The sequence below is a fragment of the Pseudomonas cuatrocienegasensis genome (assembly GCF_900110925.1).
Lineage (GTDB): Bacteria > Pseudomonadota > Gammaproteobacteria > Pseudomonadales > Pseudomonadaceae > Aquipseudomonas > Aquipseudomonas cuatrocienegasensis.
Genome location: NZ_FOFP01000004.1, coordinates 243,905 through 255,997 on the forward strand (window position 1 = coordinate 243,905; position 12,093 = coordinate 255,997).

Consider the following 12,093-nt stretch of genomic DNA (forward strand, 5'->3'; position numbering starts at 1 on the left):
TTCGATGCATTAGATGATGTGGTGGCTAGCCGACTCACACGTAAACGACCCTTGTAAGAGGAAGCTCTGACTGGGCTTCTGTGTGATTTACTAGATGCGGAAACCCGAGAGGAGGAAAGAGTCTCTTATACGCTTTCGCAACTCCTCGAAGATCTTGGGGAAACCGACGAGGTAAATTGCGAATAAGTCCCTAGACCTGAGACAATCGAAAAAAGCGGGAAGAAGCGGACTTGATCGTACTTTCCTTGCCATGTTGATAAACTCATCATGTTGATGATGAAGACGGTGATGAAGAATATGGCAGCACAACATCGCGTTGCTCGGCGGTCCCTCCCGACAGGCCCCGTGACAGCGGCGTATGAACGCAAGGTGGATGCGGAGGAGGTGCGACGAGATGACGCGCAAGTCGCTCTGGCGGCAAAACTCGATGCCCTGCACGAGTCTCTTACCTCGCTCCCACCAGTACCCCTGCGCACCGACAGACCGACAGAGAGCAGCTCTACAAGCAGCAGTCCGCTGTTACTGTTACTGACGCGATCCTTGGCATCCGCTCAGTCCTTTCTTCGAAAGAAATTCCATTTGTGGTCTTTTGGTCCACCACCGCGAGGCATGTACATTCATGGACCGGTCGGGGTCGGCAAGAGCTTTCTAATGGATCTCTTTTACGCGTCGGTTAATGTTCCTGATGATTCTTGCTGTAATAATGACAGCCACAGCTTCACACACGTCAAAATTACCAAACGCCGTGTCCACGTTCATGAATTCATGCTAGACGTCCATCATCGAATCTTTGTCTACAAACAGAAGCACCCACGAGATGATGCGATACCCATCATTGCGCAGCAATTGGCACAGGAAGCCCAACTACTCTGTTTCGATGAATTTCAAGTAACAGACGTTGCCGATGCCATGATTTTGAAACGACTTTTTTTATTATTATTAGATTGGAATGTCGTGGTGGTGGCCACCTCGAATCGCTCCCCCGATGCCTTGTATGAGGGAGGCATTAACCGATCCCTCTTTTTGCCATTCATAGACATGTTAAAACATACGTTCGACATTATCTCCATGGAGGATTCCGCCAAGGATTATCGACTCGAAACTCGAGCTGATGGTCAATCCTATTTTTGGTCAAACAAGGATGTTCACGGCGATAATAATAGTGATAACAACATGCAGGCGCAGTTGAAAGAAATATTTGGTGGCACTGCATCCGAAACTGAGGCCGAGGCCATTCACGTACCCTTCGGTCGCACCGTCCAGGTCGCCCGATTGAATGACCGGTGCGCCTGGTTTGACTTTTCCGAGTTATGCTACCAACCACTCGGCGCGGCCGATTATATTTCCCTCTGCGACCGATTTCAGGTCCTCATCATGGACCGGGTGCCGCAATTAGACGCCAATCACCTCGACGAAGCGCGACGATTCGTGACCCTCATTGACGTGTGTTATGAATCTCGCACCCGCTTGGTGCTAGCGGCAAAAGTCCCGCTCGATGAATTATTTGTCGAATTTGAAGCGCAAGTTGAAAGCAGTGATGGAAATGAAGAGTTGTTTGTCAGTGAGAAGGGGGGGAACTCGAGTTCCTTTGCGACGACCATGATTCGCACCAAAGAGGGTGAACAATTTGAGTGGTCGGCGACGGGTCGAAGTGGCGTGTCACTGGCACAATTATCGGCCGCCAATGATCTCGCCTTTTCCTTTCGACGAGCCGCGTCTCGGTTGGTAGAAATGGGTGGAAAGGAATGGGGACGGCAATGACGAAAGCTTTTTACCTTGCAAACCATTGAACCTATGGCAGATTTTTACCTAGGGGGAAAAGGGGACAGATTTATTTTCTGAGCATTTCGGTCTTGTTGCGACGGCGATAGGGGCGGACGTAGCGCGGATTCAACTGCTTCACTCGATGTCCCAGCGACTGCGCCACGCGCCCCCCAGTAGTGGGCCGTACCGCAGGCCTCCATCACCCACTCGACCGGTTCGGTTTGCTCCTGTATATATCGCCTGAACGCCTTCCGGTTCAGCCGCTTGAGGTATTAGGGGGCAGACCACGATTAGTTTCTGAATTACCGTCGGTAAAGGTTAACCACCGACCCGAAGCGAGTCTTGCATGATGGCCGGGTAACCGACTCTGCGAAGCCAGACAGCGAACCTGTAGACCTTGTGATTGAGCCTCGAAATATTCGTGCTGATTCGCGCCACTATCGCGAATAAATTCGCTCCTACACAAGCCAGATCAGGGTTTCAACAGCCAGCTGGAGCATGAGTTTATTCAACACCGCTAAGCTTGAGCAGACCTATAAGCAGAAATAACCAAGCCATTCCAATAACGCAAAGCCACCAAGCAACAATCATTCGACGCTTGATTGAGTTAGGTAATTTTTTCACTTCGTTCTCATCAAGCTCTCCGCGCTTTATATAGTTATTTGGCCATAAGGCTACAGCTGCCAAACTGCTGGTCAGAATAAAGCGCGAGGGCAAGCTAGAGCCACCCCACATCACTTTCTGTCTTTTGACATATTCGCTGTTCGGGAATGTCGCTAGTATCACGTCGAGGTTCCGAAACCCCATAACTATAATGATGAACACCCCAGAAAGACTAATGACGAAAGGAGCAAGAAGGCAGGCAATTTGCAGGTCAAGGGGCCAGGTTTCAAACCAGGCATTGAAATTCATTGTTGACTCCTTTCGTAAATTTTTTCCCCTGCTAATTCGCCGGCGAATCCACCTCCTGCTCCACCCACAAGCGATGCCCCGCCAACTACAACCAAACCGCAAGCTATCCCGCCGATACCGGCTGAGCCGAGGCCAATAGCCGCACAAATTGCGCCTGATAACGGTTTAGTGATTGCTACCGCAATCGTGCCACCACCGAGCCCACCCCAAAAGCTTCCCGTTTCGGTAAAACGTACTCTCTGGCACGCCTCAGTTTCCCCAGCCCGGCAGACCTCCTGAACCTTTAACGCGGAAGACGCGCCAGCCAGGCCGATGCCGATATAGCCGCCGTACTTCAGGTATTTGGCTGCTTTGGCGACTTGGTCCATATGGGTGGCGTAGCCCGGTATCTGCCCTGGCGCGCCGCCTCGGCTCCAGTGATGGACCAGGCTGCGGCTGGAGATGCCGAGGTCGCGGCGCAAGGTCGGGTAGCTGCCCAGGCCCAGTTGTTTGCCGAGAAAGGTTGCCTTCAGTTGGTTGTCGAGCTGGCGATAGAGCTGCTGGCGCGAGGCGAAGAACTGCGGGCTTTGCAGGTGACCATGGGTGGTGAATTCGCGTTGGTGCAGGTATTCGATCGTGCTCAGGGTTTCGCCGATCTGTTTCAGGCCTTTTTCCAGTACATCCTTGCCAACGCCGAGCGATTCACTGGCGCCGCCAATCATCAGGGCGATTTCGGCCTGGTGGCGGGCCATAAAGTTGGCTTCTTCCTCACTCAGCGGCTCCAGGTCGGTACGCACCTTGGCCGCCGCGGCCATCAGGTCGGCCTCTTCGCGTAGGCATGCAGTGGGGTTGAGCAGGTTGCCCAGGATAAACATCTCGCCGGCCTTGAAGCCTTGGGCGAACGTCGGGTTCAGCGCCTTGATGCGGCTGACAAGGTCGGCGTGCGGGGTGTCGGCAAACAACTTGGCCAACACCTGCTCGCCGGACATGCTGCGCGGCACAACGTAGAACCCCGGTGGAAAGGGCTCGGGTTGCTTGAGCATATCGGCTGGAGGCCAGTCCGCTAGCTCGGGTTGGGCCTCGCTTTTTTGCTCCCACGCGGCGAAAGAGGCGCCGCCATTACCCGGTTTGGTGTTGGGTAATTCAGTCTGCGGGCTCCAGCCACGATCAGTAGCCCAACTAAGGTCGCGATTGCCGCTGCTGTCGCTGAGCCAGTCAGCGTCTTTGTCCCAGCCGTGATCGAAGGGGTAGGCCGGGTCTTTGAGGTTGTCCGTTCCCATGGGGAGCTCCCTGTGCTGGCGAATTCAGGGGGGAGTGTACCGGCCTGATGACCGGTGCCAACCCTTGCCCGGCGTGTCTGGGATGAGTGGCGCAGCTTGATTATGCGATGGGTCACATTTATCGGTATTTGAGGCGCAAGCAGATGTATTGAGGGCACCACACTCACTCCCGAAATGAAGCTGTTTGTTTTGCGCACTGCCACGTAGCGCCCCTGATCTTGCCACAGCCGATGTGCCTAAACCGGGGGTACGCTTCTGCTGCGGTTTGTTCATACCTGCCTGATCAATGCCTCCAGATAGCTGAGGCCTTTATCGGTGATCGCTTTACGCAGGGTTTTCTCCGCTGGCGTTGCCGCGTTATGGCTGGCCGCCCGACAAAATCTATAAACCACGTCGACTATTTGCGGGTTGTCTGGCGCTTTTTGTGTGCGGATATCGCTATGGGCGATAAGCAAGTGGCGCAGGGTCAAGGTGCGGATGGCCAGGGTGGCGGCCCATTCACGCAGGTTCAAACCGTAATCCTGCCCGGCGCTGGTAGTGGACAGGTATGGGAAGCCGGTGCGGGTCATTTCTGCCGCAATAAAGCGCTGCAAAATCGGCTCAAGGGCGTGGTGGAGTGTGCTGCGGTACAGCGCTTGATATTCTGCTTTAAGCGTCCACTGTGCCTGCGCCGGCGTCTCGCCGGGGACGACGAGCGTGGCACTGAGTAGTTGCTGGCGCATTGAGTCGGGGGCTCCAGGTGCATTGAGCACATTGATGAGGACGATCAGCAGCGGGTCGGCCGAAATGGCTTCATTGTTGGGCGCCACCAAGCTAAGCGGCTCGGCGAAATAGGGCAGGTGTTCGGGCCAGCGCGCATGGGGCAGCTCGCTGAGCCGGGAGGCGATGGCGTACAGGCGCAGCAACACTTGGGCCACGCCCAGTTCCGGGGATAGGCTGATCTGCAGCAGCGCTTCTACAACGGCGCGCCACTGCGAGGGGCTGACGCCCGGCAACTCCTGATTGATCGAGCCGTAAAGGTGGTGATCGTCTTCCTGGCTTTCTTCGATCTGGAAGGGTGATTCGCCAAACAGTCCAATGCGGGCGACTTCGGGGCAGCTAAGGGTGGCGGACTTCACCAGGGCGTTATTGATGCGGCGGTACATGCGCGGGTAGTTGGCGCAGGTATCTGTCAGGATCTGTGCGCCCTGCTTTGCGTGGATCTGGCAGCGTCCGCCCTGGAGCGCACCACACTGGCCCCCAGCCTTGTCCATCTGATAGCCGGAGTCGTCTTTGACAATCAGGTTCAGTAGTTCGGGGTAATCCCGACTATACAAATCGCGGCTGCGAGGGCTGACAGCGATGCGCCAGTTGCCCTTGCAGCAATTGTCTTCGCAGCGCTCGGCAATGCACGAGAACTGTTGTACGTAGTTGAAGGCCCTGACGGACTGCATGCCCATGAATCATCTCCCGCTGCCTGAGGTTCGTGTGAGCCTGAGTGGACATCGTGGGGGAGTCGTTCCATTGCGATGGCAACTATCGCCGGGCACCGCAAAAGCGGCATGCCCATGTGCCTTGCGCTTCGCGGATGCTGCCGCTGTTTCTGCGCCTTTACCCGTTGCGCATGGCTATACCGGTATAAGCCATGTACCCCGCAGCCACGCTCAAGAGGTTCACGCGCAGTGGCGTTTAACGCGGGGCGCCCATATCGGCATGGTGGCCGGCGCTTTAGTCAGCCTGCCTGCGGGTTATGTCGGCGTAGCACAAACGATAAGGCCCCGTCTTTCGACGAGGCCTTGTGGGAATCTGGAGCGGGTGATGGGAATCGAACCCTTTCCGGCTGCCTGCTGTGATCCGCAATGCCCGGCTTTTCTGCCCTTTAAGCCCAGTGCCCACCGTATTTTCCCGCTATCCCTTGCAGTGATTTCGACACTTTTTCGACACGGCGCCTAGCTCGCCTTGCGCGATATCTGTGCCTTGTGTATATCTGTCCAGTGGTAATGAAAGCGTGAAAAGAGGAAGTCAAGCGAATACGTTTCCCATCTTAGCCACTTACCTAAGCTATTGATAAATATTGCTTTTTTGAAATATATAACCGGCTAAGCTTGGAGTTGTACCGAGCACCTCACTTTTGTATTAGTGAGGAACGCTATCTAATCACTGTTATAGGAATCATTCTGCCTCCATGTATAACGCAATTAAAAAATACGCACCAATCCTTCTTATCAGCACAGCTATCGTGTTGGGTTTAAATTATTACTCGTACCAAGCTATTATTCTAATCACCCAAGTACGAGCCGACACAATCCCAGCGGAACTAATCTTAGAGATCATCACCACAATTTCAATCCACATAATTGCTCTCTCAGCAGCGCCATTAATTCTGTCTGCAAAAAACAGAACGCTCGCCAGCTACGTGGCTCTGATCACCTTTAGCGCAATTTATATAACTTATATGACTGGAATAAATGCGGTGGGACCTGCAATAGCTATTGTAATTTTCTGCTACTTGGCCTTTTATGGTTGCTCAAAGGCTAAAGGCATCTACAATTATTACCGCACTAAATAAAGGGCGCGGTGAGTTCCTATAACAGTTGGTTCAAATCGTTCGCTTCGCTCACTGGGACGGGCTAAAGCCCGCCCTTTAACCAAACGTTATGTAACACGGAGAGTTTAGTGAAAATTATACCTTTAGCGTTCTTGAGTATTTCAATTGCTTTTTCCGCTTTCGCGTCTGAGAATAGCTCGATTGGATATAAAACAGTGGAGCTCGCGCTAAAAGCACTCAAAAGTAAAGAGGGTATAAATCTAAGCAGCCAAGGCGGCTGGACAATAATTGAGGATAAAGAGGATTCAAACTTGGTATTGTGGTCATTCACTCCTGATTCGCATCCAGCTCACCCAGCCGCAATAAAGCGCAAAGTTGTTGAGAGAAACCAAAAGATATACATTCAAATGTCTGCCCTCTGCCAGGCTAAAAAAGAAGACTGTGACAAACTGATGCAAGAATTTGAGCAATTAAATCAAAACATCATGAAAGGCTCGAGATAAGTGTTACATAACAAGCGCCTTAAACATCGCGGCCTTCGTCCGCTGGGCTCGCAACAAGTTGCTCGCCGTTTAGGCGTGCGTTAGGATTTTTGATATGGATTCCAATAAAGATCCTTGGATTAAAATAAATAGTGAGACCTACCTCGAGTGTATTGTTGGCAACAAGTCTGGACTCATAAAACTAAAAGAGCTGATTCAGTCCGCAATTGATAATAAAGGCGTCGATGTAAATCCTCATATAAAATCTGATTTCAAAGTCGTGGTGTGTACGGAAGAAGAATTTGAGGAAACGGAATCTAATTCTTTACCCAAGTGGCAAAATCTCTTGTTTTACTCTGCACTGGTGGCTTGGCTAGGCATTTTGCCAATAGTGGGTATAATTATGCTAGTGCGACTATGGCTCGCGTAGCATCAATCCTAACAAGCGGTTGTAATCGCCGCGCAAAAAACATGCGGCTGGGACGGCTTACGCTACGCTCCAGCCGCCCTTAAACCGAGCGTTATTTACCTTTTACGCTAGTTTCTATACTCCAGCCCCACACTAGACCTGCAGTTTCTCCGCTCTATGCTTCCTTGCGCCCCACCGCAAAAGTCTTTTAGCTTTTGTTCTTCTTTGATAACCGTAACCCGCACTTTCCCTGCAGGTTTCTCCGGTTCTACTGGCTGGTAGGTTTCTTTAAAGCTCAGCACGTTATCTGCGCCTCTCGGCGTGTAATTCAGATCATTGAACACGGTTTGCTTTGTAGCAGTGCTTTCTGTGCCTGCAGGCGGTGCCGTCTGCGGTTGAGACGTTGCGTCTCGCCTGGCCTGTGCTTCTACCACTTTGCTCCAGTCCGTCTCGGGGTCTGCTCGGCGTATTTCAGCCACGGGTACTGGCCTTGGTTCTTTTTTGCGATCTACCAGGTTCTGCACGTTGCTCTGCAGGAACGCTTGGCCAGCTACGTGAAGCGCGCCTATGGTGAGCACGGTGCCTATCAGCCCCGGTATCACCAAGTCTAATCTGTTGCGTTTGCTACTGGCTTTGATCCATTCGGGGGCGTCATGCCTGTCAGCCTTCATCCTTTTCTCTCCCTGTCCTTCGGGCATACCAGCGCCTACTCACTTCCTGGGTTATCGCTATCCCGCGTTTTCGATGGTTTTCACGCTCTGCGTTGGAACCCGGCGTGGGACGCTCTGCGTCCATTGTAGCGAGACGCGGAGCGTCGCTGGCTACATGCCAGCGCAGACGGTTCGACGCGGGAACGATCAATTAAATATCGGTCAGTGTCAGGGTGGGCTGGGCGTTGCGGGTCGGCGCTTCGTTTAGCTGCTACGTTTCGGTGCTCTCAAGGTGTATCGCGAATAAATTCGCTCCTACTGGTAACCACCTCTTGTGTAGCGACGGTAGGCAATCACACCTGCGTATCACGCAGGAACAGCAGAAACGACAAGGCCCCGTCTTTCGACGAGGCCTTGTGGGAATCTGGAGCGGGTGATGGGAATCGAACCCACGGCTCTAGCTTGGGAAGCTAGGGTATTACCATTATACGACACCCGCTTTTGAGGGGTGCCTTTGTACCAGAAGTCGTCAGCGAAATGAAGCCCGCGCAGCGTCTTTGTGTGTCTGCTGCGCGGTTTTGGTCTAGATCGCCATGGCCAGGGGTTGCTCGTGCTGGTACAGGGCGGCGCTGTGGCTGCGGGCTGGGGTGTCGAGGAAGCCGAGCAGGGCGGCTTTGCATTGCAGCCAGGCGCCTTTGTGTTCCATGTCGAGGAAGTGCCCGGCGTTGTTGATGGTGACGAAGTGGCAGTCGTTGAGGTGCGAGGCGAATACGCGCACGTCCTGGGCTGAGGTGTATTCGTCGTGTTCGCCGTTGACGAACAGCACGGGGATATCGATGGCGGCCAGGCATTCCATCTGGCAGTGGGCGTCCATGTGCAGCACCTGGTGCACGTGGGCGTGCATCTGCCGGTATTCGTGCTGGTCGAGGCTGCCGATGTGGCGCTGGTTGTAGCGCTTGAACAGCGACGGCAGGTGTTTGCCGATGGTGCTGTTGACCAGGTCGCCGAGGGCGTGGCCTTCGGCGCTGTTGAGGTAGGTCAGGCCTTCTTCGAGGTAGTCGATCATCGGCTCGTTGAGCAGCGGCGAGAAGGAGCAGACCACCGCCTTTTCGATGCGCGCCGGACGCTTGGCCAGGGCCAGCATGGCGGCTACACCACCCCAGGAGAAGGACATCAGCTGGTCGGCCTGGAAGTGCTCGATCAGGCCCAGGAGGATGCTTGCTTCGTTCTCCTTGGTGATCGGCCAGCTGTTGTCGTTGTGCGCCTTGGATTGGCCAGCATAGGGTTGGTCGTAGAGCACCACGTTGAAGTGTGGCTGCAGGTATTTGATGGTTTGGGCAAAAGCCGCGGTGGTGGACAGTGAGCCGTTGACCAGCACGATCGTCTTTTGCGCCTGGGGGTTGGCGTAGAACTCCGTATAGACCTTGTACTTCCCGTGTAGCTCGACGACAGCGATGGCTGGCTTCATGTCGGTTCCTCCTGGCGCATCAAAAAATTGGCAGGGCGAGCGGCTGGGCCGATTCGCCACACAACTGGGTAGACAGGTAAGCGCCCGGACGTTACGGCTTAATGTCAGGCTGGAGGATCTTGTTGGAGGGGTGTCGTCGAACGGTTTGGGCTGAAGACACGCCTACGGCAGCGGTGGCCGAGGACGGTGATCAACCAGGCAGGAACCCATTTCGCGCAGAGCGCAAGTAACCGGAAGAACGCTTAGATGGTTCGTGTGACTGTGCGGTCACATCGAGACCTTATGCTTCGAGTTAAGCAGTGCGCGCACAGGCTGGCAAGGCTTTATTTGTCAGACAGATTACCGTTTATCGGCTGCCCGCCGCCGTGAGCGAAACGCCAACAGCCCCTAGCGCCTGGACCTCGTCCGGAGTCAGGGTGCGGTACTGGCCGGGCGCCAGGGCCGGGTCGAGCGCCAGGCTGCCGATGCGCTCGCGGTGCAGGCCGATCACCTTGTTCTGGAAGTGCCCGAACATGCGCTTGACCTGGTGATAGCGGCCTTCGTAAAGCGTCAGGCGGGCGTGGCGTGGCGCGAGGATTTCCAGCTCCGCGGGCAGGGTGGTCAGGTCTTCGAAGGCGAAGTACAGGCCGGTAGCAAACACCTCGACGCAGGCCGGGTCGATGTCTATTTCGGTGTCCACGCGGTAGACCTTGGGCTGGCGGCTGCCCGGCGCGCTGATGCTGCGCGACCAGTGACCGTCATTGGTCAACAGCAGCAGGCCGCTGGTGTTGAGGTCCAGCCGCCCGGCCAGGTGCAGGGGCAGGGCGGCAGGCTCGTCGAGCAGGTCGAGCACGGTGCGGTGCTCGGCGTGGGTGGTGGCACTGACCACGCCGACCGGTTTGTGCAGCATGTAGTAGCGCGCGCCGGGGCCGTCCTGCAGCAGCTGCTCGTCTAGCTCAACGCGGCTGAAGGTGCGCACTTCGGCACGGCCATCACGGGTGACCTGGCCATCCACACGCACGCGGCCGCAGGCCAGATGCTGACGCACGGCCTGGCGGTTGAGGTGGTCGAAGTTGCCGAGAAAACGGTCGAGGCGCATGGCGAGTTAGTCGAGTTCGGCAGGGCGCACTTGGGCGCAGCGCGGGCACAGGCAGGCTTGGTCGCGCAGGGCCTCGGGCAGGGCAGCCAGCACCTCGGGGTCGATGCTTACCGCGAAACACCAGCAATCGGTGACCGGCGTGTCCGCTGCGGCCTGGCTGCAGCGGTTGGGCGCCCCGCAGGCTGGGCACAGGTTGGGGTCGGTCATGGCGCGTTCTCGTCTGCTGGGCGGCTATGTTAGGGTCTGTTCCCGTTTCGTTCGCGGTCGCGCCGGAGCCCGTTTTAGCGCTAGGCAAGGCACGAGATGCGAAGTTTAGCCGGCTAAATGAGCCATCGAGAAACGCAGCATCGCGCTAAAACGGGCCCGGCCCTACGGGTTGCGCGAAAAATCTCGCCATGCGGTGTTGGAGGACTTGCCAAGGGGACACCATTCCCTGCGTCCTCCGCCTAGCCTGGCGAGATTTTTCGCAGCAACGCGGCTCGCGACGAAACGGGAACAGACCCTCGCACCGGCCGTCGCTGCCGGTCGTATTGGCTTGCGCCTGTGGCGGGTGGGGCGCAGGCTGCGCTGCGGCCGAGGTCGCCGCTGTCGGCGCCGCCGGGTGCGCACTGCACACCCATGCGAGCCTGCCATGCCTGGTTACCGCATCAAGTATTCGACCCTGAGCATTGGCCTGGAAGATTTCCACCTGTGCTCCCTGCGCGACAAACAACAGTATGCCGACGCCCAGGGCGCCGCCGAGCGCGCGGGGATTTCCTCGGCCACCTGGTCGCTGTTCGGCCAGCTCTGGCCCGCCGGTGAGGTACTGGCGCAGACCCTGAGTAGCATGCCGGTGGCCGGGCTGCGGATTCTCGAACTGGGTTGCGGCCTGGGCCTGACCAGTTTGCTGTTGCAGCGCCAGGGCGCGGACATTACCGCCAGCGATTACCACCCGCTGGCCGCCGAATTTCTGCTGCGCAATGCCGCGCTTAATGAGTTGTCGCCGATTCCGTATCGGCAATGCGACTGGGCCGAGACGGACGGCACGCTGGGCGTGTTCGATCTGATTATCGGCAGCGACCTGCTCTACGAGCGCAGCCATCCTGCCTTGCTCGCCGGCTTTATCGCCCGCCACGGTGCCGATGGCAGCCGGGTGCTGATCGTCGACCCGGCCCGGGGCAATGCCGCGCGCTTCAGCCGGCTGATGGCCGAGCTGGGTTACCGGCAGTTGGCGGACCGCATCAACCTGCTGGCTGACCCGCTGCTGCCGTTCCGGGGGCGGATTCTCAAGTACCAGCGGGAGGTGGCTTAGGCTATGTGCCAACGGGGCGTTACAACCGCGATTCGGCTTGTGCAGGTGCGAAGGGGGCGCCTAAGCCGGTATTCGCGGTGGGGCCGCGAATTTCGCGAATAAATTCGCTCCTACAAAAACTGTAGCCTGGGTCGAGTGCAGCGACACCCGGGGCATTTCTGCCAGGTATCGCTGGGCTCGTTGGGTTTAACCAAAGCCCCGTGTAGGAGCGAAGGGGGCACCTAAGCCGGTATTCGCGGTGGGGCCGCGAATT

General features: G+C 56.2%; 11 protein-coding genes, 1 tRNA gene and 1 pseudogene. 4 read left to right on the forward strand and 9 right to left on the reverse strand.

The window, feature by feature from the left end; genetic code table 11:
* The first annotated feature begins 267 nt into the window (after positions 1-267).
* Entirely contained in the window at positions 268-1,761 is a 1,494-nt protein-coding gene (gene zapE, locus BMW49_RS08070) for a cell division protein ZapE (protein ID WP_069517507.1), read from the forward strand.
* 85 nt (positions 1,762-1,846) lie between these two features.
* Here the strand turns inward: zapE and BMW49_RS08075 are convergent.
* The 4 genes and pseudogenes from BMW49_RS08075 to fliB all read right to left on the reverse strand — a co-directional run.
* Positions 1,847-2,030: pseudogene (locus BMW49_RS08075) on the reverse strand (IS110 family transposase); the annotation flags it as partial.
* A 238-nt stretch (positions 2,031-2,268) separates the two neighbouring features.
* Positions 2,269-2,676 carry a hypothetical protein gene (locus BMW49_RS08080; protein WP_069517505.1) on the reverse strand — a complete coding sequence of 136 codons (408 nt, stop codon included), beginning with the start codon at positions 2,674-2,676 and terminating at the stop codon, positions 2,269-2,271.
* Positions 2,673-3,935, reverse strand: a complete 1,263-nt coding sequence (locus BMW49_RS08085) for a hypothetical protein (protein ID WP_069517503.1) — start codon at positions 3,933-3,935, stop codon at positions 2,673-2,675. The genes BMW49_RS08080 and BMW49_RS08085 overlap by 4 nt, the downstream gene beginning before the upstream one ends.
* Positions 3,936-4,204: 269 nt before the next feature.
* On the reverse strand, positions 4,205-5,374 hold the full coding sequence (fliB, locus tag BMW49_RS08090; RefSeq protein WP_069517499.1) for a flagellin lysine-N-methylase: 1,170 nt from the start codon (positions 5,372-5,374) through the stop codon (positions 4,205-4,207).
* Between the two features lie 1,216 nt (positions 5,375-6,590).
* On the opposite strand from fliB, the gene BMW49_RS08100 reads away from it, so the two are divergent.
* Both BMW49_RS08100 and BMW49_RS08105 read left to right on the forward strand, forming a co-directional pair.
* Positions 6,591-6,965, forward strand: a complete 375-nt coding sequence (locus tag BMW49_RS08100) for a molecular chaperone DnaJ (protein ID WP_069517494.1) — start codon at positions 6,591-6,593, stop codon at positions 6,963-6,965.
* A 94-nt stretch (positions 6,966-7,059) separates the two neighbouring features.
* Positions 7,060-7,374, forward strand: a complete 315-nt coding sequence (locus BMW49_RS08105) for a hypothetical protein (protein WP_069517492.1) — start codon at positions 7,060-7,062, stop codon at positions 7,372-7,374.
* Positions 7,375-7,481: 107 nt separating this feature from the next.
* Here BMW49_RS08105 and BMW49_RS08110 read toward each other — a convergent pair whose 3' ends face one another.
* The 5 genes from BMW49_RS08110 to BMW49_RS08130 form a co-directional block, all read right to left on the reverse strand.
* Positions 7,482-8,051 carry a hypothetical protein gene (locus BMW49_RS08110; protein ID WP_083251691.1) on the reverse strand — a complete coding sequence of 190 codons (570 nt, stop codon included), beginning with the start codon at positions 8,049-8,051 and terminating at the stop codon, positions 7,482-7,484.
* A 377-nt stretch (positions 8,052-8,428) separates the two neighbouring features.
* A tRNA-Gly gene (locus BMW49_RS08115) sits at positions 8,429-8,502 on the reverse strand.
* Between the two features lie 84 nt (positions 8,503-8,586).
* The gene (locus BMW49_RS08120; RefSeq protein WP_069517490.1) at positions 8,587-9,471 is read right to left on the reverse strand and encodes an alpha/beta fold hydrolase; all 885 of its coding nucleotides are present in this window, start codon (positions 9,469-9,471) and stop codon (positions 8,587-8,589) included.
* A gap of 346 nt (positions 9,472-9,817) precedes the next feature.
* Positions 9,818-10,549, reverse strand: a complete 732-nt coding sequence (locus BMW49_RS08125; protein ID WP_069517488.1) for a pseudouridine synthase — start codon at positions 10,547-10,549, stop codon at positions 9,818-9,820.
* A 6-nt stretch (positions 10,550-10,555) separates the two neighbouring features.
* A complete protein-coding gene (locus tag BMW49_RS08130) occupies positions 10,556-10,756 on the reverse strand; it encodes a cysteine-rich CWC family protein (RefSeq protein WP_069517486.1) in 201 nt (66 codons plus the stop codon).
* 424 nt (positions 10,757-11,180) lie between these two features.
* Between BMW49_RS08130 and BMW49_RS08140 the strand changes: the two genes are divergently transcribed.
* Positions 11,181-11,840, forward strand: coding sequence for a class I SAM-dependent methyltransferase (locus BMW49_RS08140; RefSeq protein WP_069517484.1), 660 nt, complete (start codon positions 11,181-11,183; stop codon positions 11,838-11,840).
* Positions 11,841-12,093 lie beyond the last annotated feature (253 nt).

Coding starts and splice junctions, on each gene's coding strand:
- zapE (WP_069517507.1), top strand. CDS start 268: ATGTTGATGATGAAGACGGTGATGAAGAATATGGCAGCACAACATCGC.
- BMW49_RS08080 (WP_069517505.1), bottom strand. CDS start 2,676: ATGAATTTCAATGCCTGGTTTGAAACCTGGCCCCTTGACCTGCAAATT.
- BMW49_RS08085 (WP_069517503.1), bottom strand. CDS start 3,935: ATGGGAACGGACAACCTCAAAGACCCGGCCTACCCCTTCGATCACGGC.
- fliB (WP_069517499.1), bottom strand. CDS start 5,374: ATGGGCATGCAGTCCGTCAGGGCCTTCAACTACGTACAACAGTTCTCG.
- BMW49_RS08105 (WP_069517492.1), top strand. CDS start 7,060: ATGGATTCCAATAAAGATCCTTGGATTAAAATAAATAGTGAGACCTAC.
- BMW49_RS08110 (WP_083251691.1), bottom strand. CDS start 8,051: ATGCCCGAAGGACAGGGAGAGAAAAGGATGAAGGCTGACAGGCATGAC.
- BMW49_RS08120 (WP_069517490.1), bottom strand. CDS start 9,471: ATGAAGCCAGCCATCGCTGTCGTCGAGCTACACGGGAAGTACAAGGTC.
- BMW49_RS08125 (WP_069517488.1), bottom strand. CDS start 10,549: ATGCGCCTCGACCGTTTTCTCGGCAACTTCGACCACCTCAACCGCCAG.
- BMW49_RS08130 (WP_069517486.1), bottom strand. CDS start 10,756: ATGACCGACCCCAACCTGTGCCCAGCCTGCGGGGCGCCCAACCGCTGC.
- BMW49_RS08140 (WP_069517484.1), top strand. CDS start 11,181: ATGCCTGGTTACCGCATCAAGTATTCGACCCTGAGCATTGGCCTGGAA.